This is a genomic window from Micromonospora sp. NPDC048947 (assembly GCF_040649495.1).
Taxonomy (GTDB): Bacteria; Actinomycetota; Actinomycetes; order Mycobacteriales; family Micromonosporaceae; genus Micromonospora; species Micromonospora alfalfae.
Window position 1 is genome coordinate 200,395 of the sequence record NZ_JBEZFO010000012.1, and the last position, 19,589, is coordinate 219,983.

Here is a 19,589-nt window from a genome sequence, read left to right on the forward strand (position 1 = left end):
CCCGACGGCGAGGTGGGCTCCCACCCTCGCACCCGGACGCGGGGCCGCCGGCGTGGGCCGGCGACCCCGGCAATCGGTCAGCTCACGCCGAGCAGGTCGACGACGAAGACCAGCGTCTCGCCCGGCTTGATGACGCCGCCGGCACCCCGGTCGCCGTACCCCAGGTGCGGCGGGATGATCAGACGGCGGCGACCGCCGACGCGCATGCCGGCGACGCCCTGGTCCCAGCCGGCGATGACCTGACCGCCGCCGAGCGGAAAGTCGAACGCCTCGCCCCGACTCCACGACGAGTCGAACTCGCCGCCGGTGGAGTGCGACACGCCAACGTAGTGCACGCTGACCAGTTGGCCCGGCTGGGCCTGCGGGCCGTCGCCCACGGTGATGTCCTCGATCACGAGGTCGGCCGGCGGTGCACCCTCGATCGGACCAACCTCGGGCTTGCCCGACTGGGCGCCTGCTGCCTGGGTCATGCGGGGATCTCCTGCCGTGTTGGGTGATGTGTCCGGACACCGTCGATCCTGCCGGATCACCCCTCACCGATGTGCGGCGGACCCGCAACCTGCTCAGCGGGCCCGTCCGCCGGTCGCACATAGGCGGTCCCGGTGGCGCTGCCGGCCCGGGCGGTGGGGCGACGCCCTGGCGGGCGTCACCAGTGCTGGTGACGCCCGCCGAGGCGGTGTGCGGTGTTCACCGCAGCCAGGGCGTCCGCCGGACGATCGGCAGCCCCGCCCACACCCGGCCCAGGCCCCAGGTGTCGCCGGCGTTGACCAGCGCCAGGACCGCCAGCACCGCCGCGTAGATCAGGTGGTCGTCCATGAAGGGGTTGTTCTCCGGAGGCAGGACGGCGGTCCACATCATGACCAGCAGCAGCCCACCGGCCACGGCGGCGACCCGCATGCCGATGCCGAGCAGCAGCGCGACACCGATGCCGGCCAGGCCGACCATGAAGAGCCAGTCCGCCCAGGCGGCACCGGCGATCCCGGCGTAGAGATCCTTGAACGGGCCGGTCACGCCGAAGGTCAGGAATCCCTTGGTGGGGCTACCGCCGTTGATCCAGGCGTTCTTCGACTCGGTGGCCATCCCAAAGCCGAACATCTTGTCGATGAAGGCCCAGAGGAAGATCCAGCCGAGTGCCAGCCGGGTGCCGGCCAGGATGTACCGGACGGCCCGCTCGTGAGCGGTGCCGGCCTTAGCAGCGGTGTTCTTGGCGGTGACCCGCTCGATCGTCGCGATCATGGTCTCCACGTCCCTTCTCAGCTTCGCACCGCGCTTCCCGGTGGCATCTCCAGTGGACGCCCACGGCGTTCTCGGCGGCAGGGCCGACAGACCGCAACGGCCCGGGACGTTTGACCCCCCCCGGATCGCAGGCGCTGTGCTCGTCGAGTAGCGCTCAGATCGTCGTCGTGGGGCACCGACCCGACTTCGTTCGACCGTCCGATGCCGGGTCGGGCGTTCACCTAGGCTCGGAAAGGGCCGGCCGGCCTGGGTGGACGGGCGGTGCGCGGTGGTCGATGCGGAGGGCGTCGGTGGCTGAGGCGACGGTCGCGGTCCCGCTGTGGGCCTGGGCGGCGGTCGGCGCGGTGATCGCGGTGCTGCTCGCCGTGGATGTGCTCCTGCACCGGGACAACCACGTGATCGAGCTCCGCGAGGCACTGCAGTGGAGCGCCGTCTGGATCGGCGCGGGTCTGCTGTTCGGCCTGGTCGTCTGGTGGGGCCTCGGCGGTGACCCGGCCATCGCGTACTTCTCCGGCTACCTGCTGGAGAAGGCGCTCTCGGTGGACAACGTGTTCGTCTTCGCGCTGCTCTTCGGCTACTTCAAGGTGCCGTCGGGCTACCAGCACAAGGTGCTGTTCTGGGGTGTCGTGGGGGCGCTCGTCTTCCGGCTGCTGTTCATCTTCGCCGGTGCCGAGTTGCTGGACCGGCTCACCTGGGCCGGGTTCGCGCTGGGCGGGTTCCTGATCTGGACCGGCTGGCGGCTGGCCGTACGCGGGAAGCCGGACGTCGACCCGGAACGGAATGTGGTGGTCCGGCTGTTCCGGCGGCTGGTGCCCACCGATGCCCGCTATCACGGCGATCGGTTCACCGCCCGGGTGGCCGGCCGACGGGTGGCGACGTTGCTGCTGGTCGCGCTCGTCGCCATCGAGGCCACCGACGTGGTCTTCGCCATCGACTCGGTGGCGGCGATCCTTGCCATCACCACAAACACCTTCCTGGTCTGGACGGCCACCGCGTTCGCCGTCCTGGGGCTGCGCAGCCTCTACTTCTGCCTCGCCGGCCTGCTGCGGCACTTCGGCTACCTGCGGTACGGGTTGGCGCTGCTCCTGGCCTTCGCTGGGCTGAAGCTGATTCTCGCCGAGACGCCGGTGGGCAAGCTGCCGGTCTGGTTGACCCTGGCCGTGGTGCTGCTGACCCTGGCGGTTTCCATCGGCGCCAGCACCCTGGCCGCCCGCCGCCGACCCGCTGGCTGAACCGCCGAGCCGCCAAGCCGCTGGGCCGTCGGGCCGCCGGGCCGCCGACACCGATCATGCCCCGCGGGTCCAGGTCAGCTCAGGGGTGACCGGGCTCGATGCGGGCGGTCACGTCGAGGTGCGCGGGCTGGCAGTCGGTAGTGGCCGCGAATCGGCGGACCGCGGCGCGAACGTGCTCGCGTACGCCGGCGGTCGGCGCATCGGCGGTGAGGTCCACGCGGATCCACACGTCGGGGTGCGGTGGCGCGCCGGTGAGCACCACCCGGGCCCGGCGTACCCCGGGGTTGCCGGTCAGGTCGCGTTCCAGTGCGTCGGCGAGAACGTCGGTGGCCAGCCGGGTCCGGCCCGGCCGGCGGCCGGGGTGGCTGAGGGTGCCGCGCAGCGTGCCGTCCGGGCCCCGCAGTTCGCGGGCCAGCAGGCGTTGCCCGGCCAGCGCGAACAGCGCCCCGGCGACGGCCGCGGCCAGGGTGCTCCACGGCGCGGCCGTTCGCCACTCGTCGACCAGTTCGGCGCTGAGCAGCACCGCCGCCGGGTCAGCACCGGGCAACGTGCCGAGGCTGGCCGTCAGCGCCGCCGCGCCGCCCGCGACAAGCAGCAGCGCGATGATCGTCCACAGCAGTCGGTGCCCGGCGTTGGTCACGCCGGCCGTCGCCGAGGCAGCAGCCGGACGTCGATCCGGGCGGGGCGGGGTGCGGTGAGGTGGCGCAACTCCTGGTGCACCGCGAACTCGATCTCCGCTCGGGCCGCCGGGTCGCCAGACGCGCGGACCCGGGGGCGCCACTGGCCGCCCCGCCGTCGGACACGGACCCGGGCGCGGCGGACGCCCGGCACCGCGCTGGCGGCGTCAGCGAGCCGCCGTTCCACACAGCGCCGGTGCAGGTACCAGCCGTCGCGCTCGTCGGCACGCAGGCGGACCGGCGTCCAGCGGCGCAGCTGGGCTACGAGAATGGCCAGGCCCAGGAGGAGAGCCCCGGCGGCCACCGCCCGGACGGTGGGGTCGCGCCACCGGGTGTCGCTCAGCGCGTCAAGCCAGCCGCTCGTGTCGAGCGGTGTCGGTCGGCGCACTGTGAGCAGCAACGCCTGGACGGCCGCCGCCGCGCCACCGAGGAGCAGAGCGGTGGCCAGCAGCAACGAGGCGACCCGGTTGACGGTGCGCATCTCAGCCGTCCTCCGGTCTGGCGGTGCCGACACCGGAGGAGTCGACGCCGGGGACGAGCAGGTCGTCCACTGTGACTGTCACCACCGCCACGCTGAGGCCGGTCTGGGCGGCCACCCGGTCGGTGACCACCGCCCGGACGGCCTCGGCGATCGTCGGCACGCTGTGCCCGTACCAGGTGATCAGGTGCAGGTCGAGTCCGACGGACCGGTCATCCAGGCGGACCGCCGCCGGGCGGACAACGGACACGCCCGGCACGAGGCTGGCCGCCTGCACCGCGATCCGCGCGACCTCCGCGGTGTCAGCCGGGCGGCGCTCCGGACCGGTCGTCGCGGGGGCCAGCCCGGTGCGGGGGTTCGTCCCCGCGGACGGGCGGGTGGTCATCGGCGCCGCCGAGCGTCGGCGCGGCGGTCGCCGAGACCGGTCACCGCGAGGTCGCCGTCGAGCACCCGGACGACCAGCCAGCCGAGCAGGCCGGCGAGCACGGCGAGGGCGGCCACGCCGACGCCGGCGAGCGCCCAGACCGCCACGGCGAGGAACCCGGCGAGGAAGCCGAACTGCTGTCGCGACATGGTCACCTCCGGGCCGGTCCGGTACCGGCGGTGGCTGGATACACCCGGGGGCCAGCCCTGGAACGTCGGCGCTACTGTGATCCCCGTCACATCAGAACTCGGTGGCCCATGATCGACCACCTAGACTCGGCCCGGCTCGACCGACCGGCGGATGGATCAGGCAGATGACGAGCATCGGGAGCGACGACCGCGGTGGGCTGCGGGCGATGCCCGCCGAGGCGGGGCTCGACGCGCTGCTCAGCCGCGCTGGTCATAGGGTCCTGGCGGCGCGCCGGCTCACTGATCTGGTCCAGGGCCGCCCATCCGGCGTGACCGGCAGCCAGTGGACCTCGGCGAGCCGCGCCAGCTTCGATTTTGTTGTCTACACCGCCGACACCGGCCGTCCGGTCGTCGCCGTGCAGATCGGCCCGGTGCCGCCTCCCGGCTCGGCGGAGCAGCGCGTGCAGCGACTCACGGACGCCGTGAGCGCGGCCGTCGGCCTACCGGTTCTGCGGATCGGGTCGCCCACGTTGAGCGCCGCCGAGCATGGCCGGCGCCTTGTCGAGTACGTGATCGACGCGCGCGCCTACGCCGCGGGCGGGGCCACCGACGCCGGGACCGAACCGCAGCCGGTGGGCTTCCGGGACATCCTGGGCCGGCTGCCGGACGGGCGTACCGGCCCGGTCAACGACCTCGGCGCGCTGACCCGCGCGGCGGCGGTCGAGGCGTACGTGACCGGGCAGGTGGCCGACCCGATCGTGCGGGGACTGCACGTGCGCTGGGTGGACGGGCCGGCACAGGGGTGGAGTTGGGTGCAGGTACGCCCCGACGCGTGCCTCATCGAGCAGGTCTCGGTGACCGAACACCGTTTCTCCTGCGGCATCGACGCGGCCCGGCTGGCCGAGGATCTCGCCGCCGTCGCCGTGGGGGAACGACTGCGGGAGAACGTCGGCGTCGACCTGCTGTCGCGTGCCGAGTGGACCGCGCAGATCGCCGCGTTGAGCCAGCGCCGCCACGAACTGGTCGGCGGGTTCGCCTTCGACCACCTCTGCGCCGACTGACCAGCGCCCGTCTCACCTGCTGCTCCCTGCTCCGCACCGGCTCCGTGTCGGGTCGCGGCAATTTCCTGTGCGTCTGTTGAACCTTCCCGGCCGCAGCCCCGTACTCCTGCGCGAATGAACAGGATCTCCCCATCCGCGTCCACCGGGCGCGGGAGACGGTGCGGAAAGGGCATCGTCGGCCATCGACGCATTACCGGGTAGGTCACGGTGGGTCGCCACCGCGGCGTGCCACCTCACATCCGTCGGTCCGCCGAGGGCAGAAATCCACTACCGGATCGAGAAGGAGAGCAATTCGATGCGCAGGTCCACTCGGGCGCGCCGGCCTTCCGGCAACGCGCGGAGCAAGCGTCTGCTGGCAGTTGTCGGCACGCTCGCGGTCTTCGGCGGAGTTGTCGCCGTGACTCAGATTTCGTCGGCCCAGGACCGGCGGACAAATAAGCCACGTCCGGCTTCCGGGCAGTGCGTGGAGCCGAGCCCCGGCGCGACCGCGCCGACCGGTGGCTCGACCAGCCGGACCTGGCAGAACGGTCGGTGGGTGCGTAATCACTGGGGTGACGGACAGCAGTCGGTCCCCGAGTGCGAGGACGGCAAGGACGGCACGGTGGGCACCGGCACGGCGATCGCCTGTCCGGACGTGGCGGCCAAGCTGCCGCAGGTGCCGAACCGGGCGCGCGCCGAGGTGGACCGCAACCTCGCCCAGTTGCAGACCCAGATCGCCGAGGCGGACCGCCGGCTCGCCGCCGAGGGCAACAAGGGTGAGGCGTTCATCCGCAGCGCGATCCTCCAGCCGTTGGCCGGCAAGCGCCGCGCCGTGCTGGACCGGATCACGACCGCCATCGACCGGGTCGGACCCCGGCCGCAGGGCCTCGCGCAGCTCGCCGAGTGCCAGGTGCAGCCCACCGGCGGCACGGGCGGCAACAACGGCGGCGGCAGCACGCCGACCACCACCCCCGGTGGCGGCAACAACGGTGGCGGCAACAACGGCGGTGGTAACAACGGTGGCGGCAACAACGGTGGCGGCAACAACGGTGGCGGCACCGCGCCCGGCGCCGGGCTCGGCGTGCTCGCCAACGACTGCGAGGAGAGCCGGCTCCAGCCGCACGACGGTTTCCAGAACGGCAACCGTTGCGTGAGCACCGAGTTCGGTGAGGTCGGCGCGGCGGCCAACAACCCGTCGCTGCTGATCACCCAGTTCCCCGAGCAGGTCGGGCAGAACCAGCCCTTCACCCTGCGGGTCAGCACCCGCAACCTGGTCCGGGACCGCTTCCTGGCCGCCGGTCAGGGTGGCTACTACGTGGAGAGCTCGCTCCTCAACGACCAGGGCCTGGTCCGCGGTCACTTCCACACCGCCTGCCGGATGCTGGACAGCCTGACCGCTCCGCCGGAGCCGCAGGAGGTGCCCGCGTTCTTCGTCGCGACGGAGGACGGCCGCGGCGGCGCCCAGCCCGACGAGGTGACGATCCAGATTCCGGGCCTGCCGGAGTCCGGCACCGCCCAGTGCTCGGTCTGGGCCGGTGACGGCTCGCACCGCCTGCCGATGATGGAGCGGGCCAACCAGACCCCCGCCTTCGACTCGGTGCGCATCGACGTCAACTGACCTGACGTACCAACGGCGGCCGGCCACCCGGGGCGACAGCCCGGGGTGGCCGGCCGCCGCATCGCTTCGGGAGCCCTGACAAAACGACGGGGCCCCGCCGTTTCCGGCGGGGCCCCGTCGAGTCGCGTCAGCGGCTCTTGTACGCCTCGACGACCTCAACCGGGATGCGGCCGCGCTCGGAAATCTTGTAGCCGTTCTTGACGGCCCATTCCCGGATGGCCCGGTTCTGCTCCCGATCCATTCCCGCACCGGTGGGTCGTCCCGGCCGTCGGACGGAACGGGCGCTCTCCACCGGGCCGCGCCCGATCCGCCGACCCGCATTGATGTACGGATCGAGCGCCTTGCGCAGGACGCCGGCATTCTCGTCGGAGACATCGATCGTGTAGGCCACGCCGTCGAGGCTGAACTCGACCGTCCGGTCGGCCTTCCCACCGTCGAGGTCGTCGGTCAGAACCGTGATTACTTTTCTCGCCATTGCCGATTACTCCCTGTGTGCGGCGGGATGTGTCCAAAGTCTGACCTACCACCCCGGTAATCCGCAACAATATGCCTTCCATTCATTCGGCGCGTCGCGATTCCGTTACCGAGCAAAACCGTGAATCGGTTCGGTGCCGGAGCTTCATTCCCCGAGGATGCCGCTGTGGCCGGCGACGGCAGCCGCCTCGGCCCGGTTCGAGACCCGCAACTTGCGTAGCAACGTGGCGGTCATCCGTTTCACCGTCCGTTCGGAGACGTGCAGTTCTTCGGCGATGTCGACGGTGCTGCGGCCGGCGGCGATCGCCCGCAGCAGCCTCCGTTCCTCGCTGTCGAGGTCGACGGGCGCGGGGCGCGTGGGCCGCAGCATGGCGCGCAGCAGTTCGGCCGGCAGCACCGCCCAGCCGTCGAGGATCGCCAGCAGTGGGGGCAGTAGTTCCTCCGCTTCGCTGGTCTTGGGCAGGAAACCCTCGGCGCCGGCCCGCAGCGCCTCCACCGCCGGCCCGGGGTCGGTGGAGCCGGACATCGCGACCACCCGTACCCGTGGGGTGGTCCGCCGGATCGCGGCCACCGCCCGGATACCGCCGGGCGGCGGCATGTGCAGGTCGACCAGGGCCAGGTCGGGGCAGTAGTTGCTGACCAGGGCCGCTGCCGCGGCGGCGTCGCCGGTCGAGGCGACCACCTCGGCGCGGCCGTTTGTGGTGATCGGGAGCAGCAACTCCAGGCCGCGGACGAAAAGGGGGTGATCGTCCACGACGACGAGTCGCAAGGTGGAGGCTCCCGGCATGTCTGCGCCGTTCCCCAGCGGGTACCGATCATGCGGGTTCGCACCGAACGAGAGGAGTCGGGTGCATGCGCGTACGGCACGGTTTGCGGGACCTGCTGCGAGGGTTGCGCCCCATTGAGCCGACACCCGGCGAGCGACGGCCGACGGCGGCCGATTCGGAGTTGCTGCTGCGGGTGTTGTGCCACGAGTTTCGTACGCCGATCAGCACCCTGACGTCGCTGACCCGCGCGCTGGCCGACGACCGTCGCGAGCTGACCGGGGACGACCGGCGGGCGCTCAGTGAGCTGGCCCGCGACCAGGCCGCCCACCTGCAGAGCCTGCTGCGCGACGCGACCGCCGGCACCGCAGTGCTGACGCCGACCGCGCAGCCGGAGCCGGCCGTCGCGCTGTCGGGCATCCTGCGGGAGGCCGCCGCGCTGGTGCCGGTGGGCCGTCGGCGGGCGCGAGCCACCCGGCGGGCGGCCTCCTGCCCGGTGGCGGCCGGACGTACCCGACAGGTGCTGGTCAACCTGGTGCAGAACGCGTTGCGGCACGGGCCGCCGGACGGGCAGGTCGGGCTCTACGCCACAGTGCGCGGCCCCAGCCTGAGCATCCTGGTCACCGACGAGGGTCGGGTCGACGACGCGTTGCTGGTCGCGCTGCGACGTCCGGCGCCCGCCGTCGGGATGTCCGGTCTGGGCCTGTGGATCGCGCGGCAGCTCGTCGCGACGGACGGGGGAGCGTTGCGGGCGCACCGGCTGCGGCCGCGTGGAGTGGCGCTGGAGGTGCTGCTGCCGATGGGACGCCCGGTGCGCTGACCCGGGCGGGACACGGGTTGGCCCGCTCGGGTCAGCGAGGCGGGAACGGCCTCGCTACCTGTTGTCGGTACCGAGGAGGTTGGATGTTCAGCCACGTCAAGGATCTGCAGTTCGAAGCCAAGCCGGACGGCCCGGACGCGGCGTTCGCCCGCCGGTTGCAGGAGGTGCTGGGCGGCAAGTGGGGCGAGATGACGGTCGCCAACCAGTATCTCTTCCAGGGTTGGAACTGCCGGCTGCCCGGCAAGTACAAGGACCTGCTGCTCGACGTCGGCACGGAGGAGATGGGCCACGTCGAGATGATCGTCACGATGATCACCCGGCTGTTGGATAACGCGCCGCTGTCGCTGACCGAGGGGATCGCGGAGGACCCCGGAGGTGCCGCGACCTACGCCGGTGAGAACCCGGCGCACTTCATCCACGGCGGTGGTGGGGCCCTGCCCGCCGACTCCAACGGGGTGCCCTGGAACGGCGCGTTCATCACCGCCAGCGGCAATCTGTTGGCCGATTTCCAGCTCAACGTCACCGCCGAGGCGCAGGGTCGGCTCCAGGTCGCCCGGTTGTTCCACATGACCGACGACCCGGGCGTCAAGCAGATGCTGCGCTTCCTGTTGGCCCGCGACACGATGCACCAGAACATGTGGCTGGCGGCGATCGAGCAGCTCAAGGAGGACGGGCTGGAGGAGATGCCGGTGCCGGAGGCCTTCCCGGACTCGGGCGAGTTCACTGAGGAGTACGGCTACACCTACCTGGGTTTCTCCTCGGGCACCGACGCCGCCCAGGGGCGCTGGGCGTCCGGGCCGTCGCCGGACGGCAAGGGCGAGTTCCGGTACGACGACAACCCGCGGGCGAATGCGCCGGAACCGGTGCTGCCGCCGGGTGACCCCCGCCTCTACGGCACCAACCCGGGGGTGGCCGGCTCGGTGGTGAACACGGTGAAGAGCAAGCTCACCTGATGTGCCTCGTCGGGTCGTCCGCCGGTCCCGGGCGACCCGACGGACCGGGCACAGGAGTGGTCTGGGTCACAGGCCGGAACAAGGGGAACGCTTTGTTACTTGAGTGAGACACGCTCAACTCAACGCGAGGTGTTCGATGGCAACTCTTCCGGTACTTCCCCTGGCCGACGCCGTACTGCTGCCCGGCATGGTCATCCCGGTGACCCTCGACCCCACCACCCAGGCCGCGATCGACGCGGCGCGCGCGACCGGCGACCGCAAGCTGCTGGCCGTGCCGCGCATCGACGGCGAGTACGGCCCGGTGGGCGTGGTCGCCACCATCGAGAAGGTCGGCAGGCTGCCCGAGGGTGAGCCCGCCGCCGTGATCCGTGGCCTGTCCCGGGCCCGGATCGGCTCCGGCGTGCCCGGCCCCGGCGCTGCCCTCTGGGTCGAGGCGACTGAACTCGACGAACCCGCCCACGCCGGTCGGGCCCGGGAACTCGCCCGCGAGTACCGCGCCCTGGTGACCTCCGTGCTCCAGCAGCGGGGCGCCTGGCAGGTCATCGACGCGGTGGAGCGGATGACCGACCTCTCCGAGCTGGCCGACTCGGCCGGTTACGCGCCCTGGCTGACGCTGGAGCAGAAGACCGAGCTGCTCGCCGCGCCGGACGTCACCGCCCGGCTGGAGCTGCTTGTCGGCTGGGTGAAGGACTACCTGGCCGAGCAGGAGGTCACCGAGCAGATCAACAGTGACGTCCGCGAAGGGCTGGAGAAGTCCCAGCGCGAGTTCCTGCTGCGCCAGCAGCTCGCCGCGATCCGCAAGGAGCTGGGCGAGGACGAGCCGGACGGCTCCGCCGACTACCGGTCCCGCGTCGAGTCCGCCGAGCTGCCGGAGAAGGTACGCGAGGCGGCCATGCGCGAGGTCGGCAAGCTGGAGCGGGCCAGCGACGCCTCCCCGGAGGCGGGCTGGATCCGTACCTGGCTGGACACCGTGCTCGAGATGCCGTGGGGCACGCGTACCGAGGACAACACCGACCTGGCCGCGGCCCGGGCGGTGCTCGACGCCGACCACGCCGGCCTGTCCGACGTGAAGGACCGCATCCTGGAATACCTGGCGGTGCGTAACCGGCGTGCCGAGCGCAACCTCGGTGTGGTCGGCGGTCGCGGCTCCGGTGCGGTGCTCGCCCTCGCCGGTCCTCCCGGGGTGGGTAAGACCAGCCTCGGCGAGTCCGTGGCGCGGGCGCTCGGGCGCAACTTCGTCCGGGTCTCGCTCGGCGGTGTCCGCGACGAGGCGGAGATCCGCGGGCACCGGCGCACCTACGTGGGGGCGCTGCCCGGTCGGATCGTCCGCGCGCTGCGCGAGGCCGGTTCGATGAACCCGGTAGTGCTTCTCGACGAGGTGGACAAGCTGGCCGCCGGCTACGCCGGTGACCCGGCCGCCGCCCTGCTGGAGGTGCTCGACCCGGCGCAGAACCACACCTTCCGGGATCACTACCTGGAGGTCGACCTCGACCTGTCCGACGTGCTCTTCCTGGCCACCGCCAACGTGGTGGAGTCCATCCCCGGCCCCCTGCTGGACCGGATGGAGCTGGTCACCCTGGACGGGTACACCGAGGACGAGAAGGTCGCCATCGCCCGCGACCACCTGCTGCCCCGGCAGCGGGAGCGGGCCGGGCTGACAGTCGACGAGGTCAGCGTCGCCGACGAGGCTCTCGCGTTGATCGCGGGGGAGTACACCCGGGAGGCCGGCGTCCGGCAGCTTGAGCGGGCCCTGGCCAAGATCCTGCGCAAGGTGGCGGTGACGCTGGCGACGGACCCGACGCCGGCCCGCGTGGGCACCGACAACCTCACCGGTTACCTGGGTAGGCCGAAGTTCACACCGGAATCGGCCGAGCGCACCGCGGTGCCCGGCGTGGCCACCGGACTGGCCGTCACCGGCGCCGGTGGGGACGTGCTCTTCATCGAGGCGACCAGCATGGAGGGTGAGCCGGGGCTGACCCTGACCGGCCAGCTCGGTGACGTGATGAAGGAGTCGGCGCAGATCGCGCTCTCCTACCTGCGCTCCAACGGGCGGCGGTTCGGCATCGACCCGAACGCTCTCGCGGGACGCCGGATCCACGTCCACTTCCCGGCGGGCGCGGTGCCCAAGGACGGTCCGAGCGCCGGCATCACCATGGTCACGGCCCTGGCGTCGCTGGTCACCGGTCGCCCGGTCCGCCCCGAGTTCGGGATGACCGGTGAGGTGACACTCTCCGGTCGGGTGCTGCCGATCGGCGGGGTGAAGCAGAAGCTGCTCGCCGCGCACCGGGCCGGCCTCACCGAGGTGATCATCCCGGCGCGCAACGAGCCCGACCTGGACGACCTGCCGACCGAGGTGCGCGAAGCGCTGACAGTGCACACCCTGGCCGACGTGGCCGACGTGCTCGCCCTGGCGCTGCGCCCGGCCGACGTGAAGACGCTTGACGGTCCGGCGCTCTTCGCGGTCTGACGCTCCGACCATCCGGGCCCCCGCCGTCTTCCGACGGCGGGGGCCCTTTCGGTACGCGGGGGAAGGTCTACTGTCTCGTCTGCACCGTCAACCACCTCTCCGCCGCCAGGCGGCCCCCTGGAGGAACCCCGTGAACGTGGTGCTCTGGATCATTCAGATCCTGCTCGCCGCCGTCTTCGCCGGCGTCGGACTGGCCAAGCTGAGCCAGCCCAAGGAGAAGTTGCGCGACGTGATGCGGTGGGTGGACCCGGTGCCGCCGTCACAGGTCAAGGCGCTCGGCGCTGTCGAGTTGCTGGCGGCCGCCGGGCTCGTGCTGCCCGCTGCCACCGGCATCGCCACGGTGCTCACCCCGCTCGCCGCCGTCGGGCTGGTCATCGTCATGATCGGCGGCCTCCTGGTGCACCTGCGCGCCCGTCAGCAGCAGACCACCCAGGAGGGACGCCGCACCGAGATCCAGGGCGCGGTCACCTGCGCTGTGCTGCTCGTCCTCGCCGCAGTGGTGGCCTGGGGTCGTTTCGGCCCGTACGCCCTCTGATCCGGGTCGGCCAGCACGCGACAATGCACAGTAGAGTCTGCCCGCCGGCCGAGGTGGCACTCAACGGGGGAGAGGTATGGAACCGATCGTGAGCGCACCTGGTGCGGTACCGCCGGCAGCGCCACAACGGTCAGATCCACCGGGCCGACGGTTGGGACGGCGGGTGCTCTTCGCCGGCGGGGCGGGCGCCGCGGTGGCGACGACGGTGGCCACCCTCGCCGGAGCCGAACAGGCGGGATCGCCGCCCGTCACGACAGTGCGGGAGGCCCCGCTCAGCCTCCGGGACCCCCGGATCGGCTGCCGGCTCGACGGCAGTGACGAGTCGGACAAGGTCACCACCGCGCTGAACCTGCTGCCGGCCGGTGGCGGGGAGATCTTCCAACCGGTTGGCGCACTCGGTCTCGGATCGGAGATCCGCTTCCCGACGAGTGTGACCTGGACCGGCGAGAACATCGGCGCGGCGATCATCCAGCCGGCCCCGGGCTACACCGGTCGTCTGGTCTCGAGCGGTAAGTACAACCAGATCTCCAACGTGCACTTCTACGGCATGCGGACCTCCAACGTGCTGTTGACCGTCCGTGGCCCCCGGTCGACCTTCCACCACCTGCACTTCGGCAACTCGGGCAGCCACGCCATCGAGTTCCTCGGCACTGACGCAGAGAACAGCGCCCACGCCAACAAGATCACTGATATCAACATCGAGGACTGCCTCGGCGTCGGCATCCTGGTGAACAAGGTCGCGTACGACAACGAGTTCCTCAACGTCTGGGTCGGTGAGTGCCAGACCGGGATACGGCTGCTCGACAGCGCCTGCTTCTTCGACAACCTGCATGTCTGGGGTTGCCGGGGCAACGGCGTGGAACTGCGGGAACCCGCCCATCGGAACATCTTCCAGAACGTCTACCTGGAGTCGAACGGCACGAGTGGCACCGGAAGTGGCGCCGACCTGCGGCAGGTCTGGGGGACCCAGTTCATCGGCGGCCGGCTGTGGCGCAACGCCACCAACGGCATCGAGGTCTCCTCATCCGGACGTACCCGGATCATGGGGCTCGACATCCACGACAACGGCGCGAACGGGATCCTCGGCCGTGACGCCGACATGTGCCAGGTGATCGGCAACCAGTTCTACGACGACGCGACGCCCCGCCGCCAGGACCGACCGATCATGACGGTCGGCACCAGCAACAACTGGATCGTCAGCAACAACGTGATGCGGGCGTACGACCACCGCTCCGGTGGCGCGTCGCTGGCCGGGGCCAACAACGTGCTCAACGCGAACATCGGCTGACACCGGCGGGCGGCGAGGGTTCACGCTTCTCCCGCCGCCTCGCCGGGCCATGTCGTCGGCGACCGTCGTACTCCGGCGGTCGCCGACGGCGTGTTCAGCGCTCGTCGCCGCCGCGGTCGCGGCGCACAGTGGCCTTGCGGCCCTTGATCGTGCTGGAGCGCAACCCGGAGATGACCTCGTCGGCCACCCCCTGCGGCACCTCCACCAGTGAGAACCGGTCGGCGATCTCGATCGAACCGATGTCCCGACCACGGATCCCGGTCTCCCCGGTGATCGCGCCGACCAGATCCTGCGGGCGCACCCCGGCGCGTCGACCCAGGCCGACGAAGACCTGGACGGTGTTGCCACCGCCGGAGCGCGGCCGGCCCCCGCCCCGCCGGTCGCTGCCCCGGCCGCCGGCCTCCGGTCGGCCCTCGCGCGGCCCACGGACCGGAACCTGCGGGATCTCCTCCTCGTCGTCGGAGCCCGGCGACGTCACCTCGTGGGCCAGCTTCACCGCGGCGAGGGCGACCTCCATCAGGTCGAACTCGTCGGTCAGCGTCTCCACGATCACCCGGAACGGGTCGAGATCGTCCTCCAGCAGGCTCTCCCGCAGGGCCGCCTGGGTCAGCTCCAGCCGCCGGGTCCGCATGTCGGCCACGGTGGGAATCTTGTCGATGGTGATCCGCTGGCCGGTCACCCGCTCGATGGTCTTGAGCATCCGGTGCTCACGCGGCTCGGCGAGGGTGATCGCCACGCCCTCGCGGCCAGCCCGACCCACCCGGCCGATCCGGTGCACGTACGACTCGGGGGCGGACGGCACGTCGTAGTTGACCACGTGGGTGAGCTGCTCGACGTCCAGCCCACGGGCCGCGACGTCGGTCGCCACCAGCAGGTCGGCGGTGCCGGCCCGCAGCCGGCCCATGACCCGGTCGCGCTGCTCCTGGCTCATGCCACCGTGCAACGCCTCGGAGCGGTAGCCGCGACCGTTCATCGTCTCGGTCAGTCGGTCGACCTCTTCCCGGCTGCGGCAGAACACGATCGCCGCGGTCGGGGACTCCACGTCCAGCACACGACCCAACGCGGCCGGCTTGTGCGCCCGGGTCACGATGTACGCGCTCTGCCGCACCCGGGGCGCCTCACCCGCGACCTGCTGCTCCCGGCCGATCTCGATCCGGACCGGTTCGCGCAGGTGCTGGCGGGCCATCCCGTCGATGCGCGAGGGCATGGTGGCCGAGAAGAGCACCGTCTGACGCTGCCTCGGAGCGTGCTCCAGGATCGCCTCGATGTCCTCGGCGAAGCCCATGTCGAGCATCTCGTCGGCCTCGTCGAGCACCACCGTGGCGAGGCCGCCCAGGCGCAGGGTGCCCCGGGCGATGTGGTCGAGGGCCCGCCCGGGGGTGGCCACCACCACGTCGACACCGCTGTCCAGCGCCCGCAGCTGCCGCCCGATCGGCTGCCCACCGTAGATCGGCAGCACCCGCGCGCCCAGGTCCTTGCCGTAGCGGTGGAACGCCTCGGAGACCTGCACCGCCAGCTCCCGGGTCGGCACCAGCACCAGCGCCACCGGGTCGCCGCCCTGGCGGTGCGCCGCCATGAGGTTCAGCAGCGGCAGCGCGAACGCAGCCGTCTTGCCGGTGCCGGTGGCCGCCTGACCCAGCAGGTCCCGACCCTCCAGCAGCGGTGGGATAGCCTCCCGCTGGATGGGGGTCGGCTCCTCGTACCCGAGGGCGGCGAGCGCGCCCAGCAGCTCGGCGCGGAGCCCGAGCTCGGTGAAGGCGCTCACCTCGTCGGTGCCGTCGGGGGTGGCGTCAATCGGTGCGTCAATCGGTGCGTCGTGCTGTGCAGGTGCGGAACTCATGTGCCAAGCCTTTCATTACGCCGTCCGAGCCGCTGCGCCGACCGCCACAAGAGCTGTCCCCGAGCCCGTGCTGCGGCTGTTCCGCGACCCCGACGGCGGCCTCGATCAGGCGTCGGTGGTCAGGATGGCCAGCACCATCACCGCGGCGAGGGCCACGTCGAGCACCACGCAGAACTCGGCGTAGCCGCGCGGCACCACCCGACGGTTGCGGTGGTGCACCACGTCCCAGCCGGCGTGCGCCAACCACCCGAGCGCCACCAGCCAGTCGGCGGTCCGCCCGCCGGCCTTCACCGCGACCAGCGTCAGGGCGGCCCAGCCGGCCAGACCGGCGAGTTGGGTGGCGAGCACGCCCCGCCCGCCCAGCGTGCGGCGGGCCACGCCGATCAGCAGGTAGCCGCCGGGCAGCACCAGCATCGTCCACGGGCTGAGCACGCTCGGGTCGACCCACATGTCCACGGTCAGCAGCAGCGCCAACCCGGCCGGCCAGCGGTGGGCGAGCGCCGCCACGACCCGGTGTCGGCGTACCGGCGCCGGCGCCTCGTGTCGGTGCCGGAGAGCCACCAGGACCATCGCGGGGATCATCAGCAGGTGACCGCCGAGCAGCAGCGCGTCGGCGTCGATCAGCCCGGCCCGAAACGGCACGATCAACAGCAGGAACGGAACGTACATCGCTGCGGCCATCTCGCCGACCGCGTGCCAGCGGTGCGCCCGGTAGCGCATCCCCACCGTCATCCCGACGGTCATGTTCGTGGCCATCACCAGTGCGGCGACCTCCGGCCGGGCCAGCGCGTCGCCGACGCCCAGAGCGCTGCCCGTCAGGTCCCACAACGGCCCGAGCAGCAGCATCCCGGCGACCATCGCCAGGGCCATCTCGCCCAGATGCCACAGCAGCCGCCGCCTGCTGCTGGCCGGCGCCGCGGCGGTCGGTGCCGCGCTGGTCGGTGTCGGGGCCGAGGGGGCCGGCTCGTCGGTGGGCACTGGCGGGGGCGACGGTACGGCGGTGAGGCTGTCCGCGTACATCCGGGTGTTTTCCATGCCTCGACCCTGCCGGTGCCCCCGGTGTGGCCGGCAGACCCGTTCGTCACGGGAAAACCGTGCGGACCGCACGGCCCGACCGTGACAGTTCGCACGGGTGGACCCCGCGCCGGGCGGTCCTAGGATCGGTGCGTGGCGAGCGACGCGGTGACTCCCCGGGCGGACCGCCGGTTGCGCCGCGCCCGGCGGGCGACGCTGGTGTCGCTGGCCACCGGCGTCTGGGCGAGCGTTCTACTACCGGCGGTCGGCCTGACCCGCGAGCCCGAACCGGGCCGGGTGACACTCGGCGCGCTCGGCATCCTCGCCTTCGTGATCGCCCAGACCGTCGTGCTGTACGCGGCCGTGACGCCGTGGCTCGACCCGCGCTGGCGGCGTCGGGCGGAGCTGAGCCTGGTCGGGGTGGCGGTGCTGACAGTTCCGCTGGTGGGTCCGGTCGCGGCCGGCAGGTGGCCGACCTGGGCCTGGCTCGGTGCGGCGCTGATCGGCATGACGCCGCTTCTGGTGCGCTGGCGGGCCGCGCTGGCGGTCGCTGTCGGCGTCCTGGCGGTGGCGGTCGCGGTCGCCTGGTGGACCGGCGGTTCCGTTCCGCGCCACCTCGCCGTGACCGGTGGGATCGGCGCGGCAGTGGCCGCCGTCAACGGGTTCCAGGTCTGGTTCTGGGACCTGCTCGTGGAGGCCCGTCAGGGTCAGGCCGCCCAGGCCCGGCTGGCCGCCGCCGAGGAGCGGCTGCGCTTCGCCCGCGACGTGCACGACGTCCTGGGGCACACCCTCACGGTGATCGCGTTGAAGGCCGAACTCGCCGCCCGGCTCGCCCCGGTCGACCCGGAACGGGCCGGACGGGAAGCCGCCGAGGTGCAACGGTTGGCCGCCTCCGCGCTGAGCGAGGTACGGGAGACCGTGCACGGCTACCGGGCCGTCGACCTCGACGAACAGCTCACGGCGGTGGTGGGGGTGCTGCGCTCCTGCGGGGTGCGGTGCACGGTTCTGCCACTGCCGGCGGACCTGCCGCAGCCGGCCGCCATCGAGCTGGCGGCGGTGCTGCGCGAGGCGAGCACCAACGTGCTGCGGCACAGCCGGGCCGACTGGTGCCGGATCCGCATCGATCGGGAGGATGACGTGGCCAGGATGACGGTGGCCAACGACGGCGCCGACGACAGTGGCCCGGACGCGCACAGTCACGGCCTGCGCGGGCTGGCCGACCGGCTCGCCGCTGCCGGGGGCGAGTTGCGGGTACGCCGGGAGGACGCGATCTTCACCCTCGAAGCGATAGTGCCGGCGCCGTCGTGATCCGCGTCCTGCTCGCCGACGACGAGGACCTGATCCGGGTAGCCGTCGCCGCGCTGCTCGCCCTGGAACCGGACATCGAGGTGGTGGCACACGCCGCCGACGGGAAGACGGCCGTCACCGCGGCGCTGGCGCACCGTCCGGACGTGGCAGTGGTGGACCTGGAGATGCCCGGCCTGGACGGCATCGCGGTAGCCGCCGAGCTGACCCGGGTCCGACCCGACTGCGCTGTGGTCGTGCTGACCGGCCACGGTCGCCCCGGACACCTGCGCCAGGCGCTGACCGCCGGCGCCCGAGGGTTCCTGCCCAAGGGCTCGCCGGGTGGGGCGCTCGCCGACGTGATCCGGCGGGTGCACGCCGGAGGGCGCTACGTCGACCCGTCGCTGGCCGCCGACGCGTTGACCCTGCCCCCGTGCCCGCTGACCCCTCGGGAACTGGAGACGCTGCGGCTGGTGGAGGTGGGTGCCCCGGTCGCGGTGATCGCCCGTCGGGTACACCTGTCCACCGGAACCGTGCGCAACCACCTCTCCGCCGCCGTGCAGAAGCTCGGCGCCGCCGACCGGGCCGAGGCGGTGCGCACCGCACGGGACAACGGCTGGCTCTGACTTCGGTGACGTCCGCCGAGCAGGAGGGCCGCCGGCTAGCGTGGGCGCGTGCGTACCGTGGAACTGGTCTGCTCGCCCGGCCTGGAGGTCGCGGTCCGGGCGGTCTGGGGTCGGCTGGCCGCCGCCGGGTTGCCCAGCCTGGCCCGCAACATCCACCCGACCAACCGGCCGCACCTCACCCTCGCCGCCGTCGACGAGTTCCCGCCGGGGGTCGAGCACCGCCTGGCCGAGCTGTTCGACGCCGCGCTGCCGGTGCCGGTGACGCTCGACCGGGTCGTCGTCCTCGACGGCAGCGCCCCACTGGTCTGGCTCGTCCGACCCACCGAGTCGCTGACCGCGCTGCACGCCGCCGTCTGGGACGTTCTCGCCGAGGCCGAAGGACACCGCCCGTGGCACGCGCCCGACGCGTGGGTGCCGCACCTGAGCCTGGCCCTGCGGTTCCGCAACGCGGACCTGCGGTTGGCTCGTGCCGTCGCCGGTGGGCAGCGCCCGACGGGCGACTTCGCCGCCGCCCGCAGCTACGACGGCACGGACCGATCGGTGACCCCCCTGACCGGCCGCGGCTGAGATTGTCACGGGTCTCCCGGAACCGCAGTTCGTGCGACCCCTTCCAGGGACAGACGGCAGGCAAGCCGAGGCGGCCGTCGGGGCGTGTCGCCCCGACGGCCGCCGGCGTCCTGGTCAGTTGTCG

21 protein-coding genes are annotated in these 19,589 nt (G+C 72.3%); 11 read left to right on the forward strand and 10 right to left on the reverse strand.

What is annotated here, in order from left to right; all coding sequences use genetic code 11:
- Window positions 1-77: 77 nt before the first annotated feature.
- Both AB0B98_RS19180 and AB0B98_RS19185 read right to left on the reverse strand, forming a co-directional pair.
- Entirely contained in the window at window positions 78-470 is a 393-nt protein-coding gene (locus AB0B98_RS19180; RefSeq protein WP_238672232.1) for an FKBP-type peptidyl-prolyl cis-trans isomerase, read from the reverse strand.
- Window positions 471-687: 217 nt separating this feature from the next.
- Window positions 688-1,245, reverse strand: a complete 558-nt coding sequence (locus AB0B98_RS19185; RefSeq protein ID WP_357364180.1) for a hypothetical protein — start codon at window positions 1,243-1,245, stop codon at window positions 688-690.
- Window positions 1,246-1,526: 281 nt separating this feature from the next.
- On the opposite strand from AB0B98_RS19185, the gene AB0B98_RS19190 reads away from it, so the two are divergent.
- Window positions 1,527-2,468, forward strand: a complete 942-nt coding sequence (locus AB0B98_RS19190; protein ID WP_357364182.1) for a TerC/Alx family metal homeostasis membrane protein — start codon at window positions 1,527-1,529, stop codon at window positions 2,466-2,468.
- Window positions 2,469-2,547: 79 nt separating this feature from the next.
- Here AB0B98_RS19190 and AB0B98_RS19195 read toward each other — a convergent pair whose 3' ends face one another.
- The 4 genes from AB0B98_RS19195 to AB0B98_RS19210 are packed head-to-tail and all read right to left on the reverse strand — an operon-like array spanning window position 2,548 to window position 4,196.
- Window positions 2,548-3,108: a hypothetical protein gene (locus AB0B98_RS19195; protein WP_357364184.1), complete on the reverse strand. Its 561-nt coding sequence runs from the start codon at window positions 3,106-3,108 to the stop codon at window positions 2,548-2,550.
- The gene (locus tag AB0B98_RS19200) at window positions 3,105-3,626 is read right to left on the reverse strand and encodes a DUF6286 domain-containing protein (RefSeq protein ID WP_357364186.1); all 522 of its coding nucleotides are present in this window, start codon (window positions 3,624-3,626) and stop codon (window positions 3,105-3,107) included. Before AB0B98_RS19200 ends, AB0B98_RS19195 begins: the two co-directional genes overlap by 4 nt.
- Window position 3,627: 1 nt before the next feature.
- Window positions 3,628-4,008 carry an Asp23/Gls24 family envelope stress response protein gene (locus AB0B98_RS19205; protein WP_357364188.1) on the reverse strand — a complete coding sequence of 127 codons (381 nt, stop codon included), beginning with the start codon at window positions 4,006-4,008 and terminating at the stop codon, window positions 3,628-3,630.
- Window positions 4,005-4,196, reverse strand: a complete 192-nt coding sequence (locus AB0B98_RS19210) for a hypothetical protein (RefSeq protein WP_146754562.1) — start codon at window positions 4,194-4,196, stop codon at window positions 4,005-4,007. The genes AB0B98_RS19205 and AB0B98_RS19210 overlap by 4 nt, the downstream gene beginning before the upstream one ends.
- A gap of 164 nt (window positions 4,197-4,360) precedes the next feature.
- Between AB0B98_RS19210 and AB0B98_RS19215 the strand changes: the two genes are divergently transcribed.
- Both AB0B98_RS19215 and AB0B98_RS19220 read left to right on the forward strand, forming a co-directional pair.
- A complete protein-coding gene (locus AB0B98_RS19215) occupies window positions 4,361-5,236 on the forward strand; it encodes a hypothetical protein (RefSeq protein WP_357364190.1) in 876 nt (291 codons plus the stop codon).
- Between the two features lie 295 nt (window positions 5,237-5,531).
- Complete coding sequence (locus AB0B98_RS19220) at window positions 5,532-6,833, forward strand: hypothetical protein (RefSeq protein WP_357364192.1); 1,302 nt, start codon at window positions 5,532-5,534, stop codon at window positions 6,831-6,833.
- A 127-nt stretch (window positions 6,834-6,960) separates the two neighbouring features.
- Here the strand turns inward: AB0B98_RS19220 and AB0B98_RS19225 are convergent, their stop codons facing one another.
- Together AB0B98_RS19225 and AB0B98_RS19230 are read right to left on the reverse strand one after the other, a co-directional pair.
- Window positions 6,961-7,308 (reverse strand): Lsr2 family protein, encoded by a 348-nt coding sequence (locus AB0B98_RS19225; protein ID WP_238672224.1) that lies wholly within the window; start codon window positions 7,306-7,308, stop codon window positions 6,961-6,963.
- 144 nt (window positions 7,309-7,452) lie between these two features.
- On the reverse strand, window positions 7,453-8,061 hold the full coding sequence (locus AB0B98_RS19230; protein WP_357364194.1) for a response regulator transcription factor: 609 nt from the start codon (window positions 8,059-8,061) through the stop codon (window positions 7,453-7,455).
- A 98-nt stretch (window positions 8,062-8,159) separates the two neighbouring features.
- Between AB0B98_RS19230 and AB0B98_RS19235 the strand changes: the two genes are divergently transcribed.
- The 5 genes from AB0B98_RS19235 to AB0B98_RS19255 all read left to right on the forward strand — a co-directional run bounded on the left by AB0B98_RS19235 (window position 8,160) and on the right by AB0B98_RS19255 (window position 14,134).
- A complete protein-coding gene (locus AB0B98_RS19235) occupies window positions 8,160-8,891 on the forward strand; it encodes a HAMP domain-containing sensor histidine kinase (RefSeq protein WP_357364196.1) in 732 nt (243 codons plus the stop codon).
- A gap of 83 nt (window positions 8,892-8,974) precedes the next feature.
- On the forward strand, window positions 8,975-9,844 hold the full coding sequence (locus AB0B98_RS19240; RefSeq protein WP_357364198.1) for a manganese catalase family protein: 870 nt from the start codon (window positions 8,975-8,977) through the stop codon (window positions 9,842-9,844).
- A 136-nt stretch (window positions 9,845-9,980) separates the two neighbouring features.
- Complete coding sequence (lon, locus tag AB0B98_RS19245; RefSeq protein WP_357364200.1) at window positions 9,981-12,311, forward strand: endopeptidase La; 2,331 nt, start codon at window positions 9,981-9,983, stop codon at window positions 12,309-12,311.
- Between the two features lie 130 nt (window positions 12,312-12,441).
- Window positions 12,442-12,846, forward strand: a complete 405-nt coding sequence (locus AB0B98_RS19250; RefSeq protein ID WP_357364201.1) for a DoxX family protein — start codon at window positions 12,442-12,444, stop codon at window positions 12,844-12,846.
- An 88-nt stretch (window positions 12,847-12,934) separates the two neighbouring features.
- Window positions 12,935-14,134, forward strand: coding sequence for a right-handed parallel beta-helix repeat-containing protein (locus tag AB0B98_RS19255; RefSeq protein ID WP_357364202.1), 1,200 nt, complete (start codon window positions 12,935-12,937; stop codon window positions 14,132-14,134).
- Window positions 14,135-14,228: 94 nt separating this feature from the next.
- Here the strand turns inward: AB0B98_RS19255 and AB0B98_RS19260 are convergent, their stop codons facing one another.
- Both AB0B98_RS19260 and AB0B98_RS19265 read right to left on the reverse strand, forming a co-directional pair.
- The gene (locus tag AB0B98_RS19260) at window positions 14,229-15,974 is read right to left on the reverse strand and encodes a DEAD/DEAH box helicase (protein ID WP_357364203.1); all 1,746 of its coding nucleotides are present in this window, start codon (window positions 15,972-15,974) and stop codon (window positions 14,229-14,231) included.
- A gap of 105 nt (window positions 15,975-16,079) precedes the next feature.
- Window positions 16,080-17,009, reverse strand: a complete 930-nt coding sequence (locus AB0B98_RS19265; protein WP_357364204.1) for a hypothetical protein — start codon at window positions 17,007-17,009, stop codon at window positions 16,080-16,082.
- Between the two features lie 132 nt (window positions 17,010-17,141).
- On the opposite strand from AB0B98_RS19265, the gene AB0B98_RS19270 reads away from it, so the two are divergent.
- The 3 genes from AB0B98_RS19270 to AB0B98_RS19280 are packed head-to-tail and all read left to right on the forward strand — an operon-like array spanning window position 17,142 to window position 19,465.
- Window positions 17,142-18,296, forward strand: coding sequence for a histidine kinase (locus tag AB0B98_RS19270; protein ID WP_357364205.1), 1,155 nt, complete (start codon window positions 17,142-17,144; stop codon window positions 18,294-18,296).
- The gene (locus AB0B98_RS19275; protein WP_112673405.1) at window positions 18,293-18,898 is read left to right on the forward strand and encodes a response regulator transcription factor; all 606 of its coding nucleotides are present in this window, start codon (window positions 18,293-18,295) and stop codon (window positions 18,896-18,898) included. Before AB0B98_RS19270 ends, AB0B98_RS19275 begins: the two co-directional genes overlap by 4 nt.
- A gap of 48 nt (window positions 18,899-18,946) precedes the next feature.
- Entirely contained in the window at window positions 18,947-19,465 is a 519-nt protein-coding gene (locus AB0B98_RS19280; protein WP_357364206.1) for a 2'-5' RNA ligase family protein, read from the forward strand.
- The last annotated feature ends 124 nt before the right edge of the window (window positions 19,466-19,589 follow it).

Bases quoted from the DNA above. Each gene is read 5' to 3' on its own strand.
- AB0B98_RS19210 (WP_146754562.1), bottom strand. From the start codon at position 4,196: ATGTCGCGACAGCAGTTCGGCTTCCTCGCCGGGTTCCTCGCCGTGGCG.
- AB0B98_RS19260 (WP_357364203.1), bottom strand. From the start codon at position 15,974: ATGAGTTCCGCACCTGCACAGCACGACGCACCGATTGACGCACCGATT.
- lon (WP_357364200.1), top strand. From the start codon at position 9,981: ATGGCAACTCTTCCGGTACTTCCCCTGGCCGACGCCGTACTGCTGCCC.
- AB0B98_RS19235 (WP_357364196.1), top strand. From the start codon at position 8,160: ATGCGCGTACGGCACGGTTTGCGGGACCTGCTGCGAGGGTTGCGCCCC.
- AB0B98_RS19215 (WP_357364190.1), top strand. From the start codon at position 4,361: ATGACGAGCATCGGGAGCGACGACCGCGGTGGGCTGCGGGCGATGCCC.
- AB0B98_RS19240 (WP_357364198.1), top strand. From the start codon at position 8,975: ATGTTCAGCCACGTCAAGGATCTGCAGTTCGAAGCCAAGCCGGACGGC.
- AB0B98_RS19225 (WP_238672224.1), bottom strand. From the start codon at position 7,308: ATGGCGAGAAAAGTAATCACGGTTCTGACCGACGACCTCGACGGTGGG.
- AB0B98_RS19180 (WP_238672232.1), bottom strand. From the start codon at position 470: ATGACCCAGGCAGCAGGCGCCCAGTCGGGCAAGCCCGAGGTTGGTCCG.
- AB0B98_RS19200 (WP_357364186.1), bottom strand. From the start codon at position 3,626: ATGCGCACCGTCAACCGGGTCGCCTCGTTGCTGCTGGCCACCGCTCTG.
- AB0B98_RS19220 (WP_357364192.1), top strand. From the start codon at position 5,532: ATGCGCAGGTCCACTCGGGCGCGCCGGCCTTCCGGCAACGCGCGGAGC.
- AB0B98_RS19265 (WP_357364204.1), bottom strand. From the start codon at position 17,009: ATGGAAAACACCCGGATGTACGCGGACAGCCTCACCGCCGTACCGTCG.
- AB0B98_RS19205 (WP_357364188.1), bottom strand. From the start codon at position 4,008: ATGACCACCCGCCCGTCCGCGGGGACGAACCCCCGCACCGGGCTGGCC.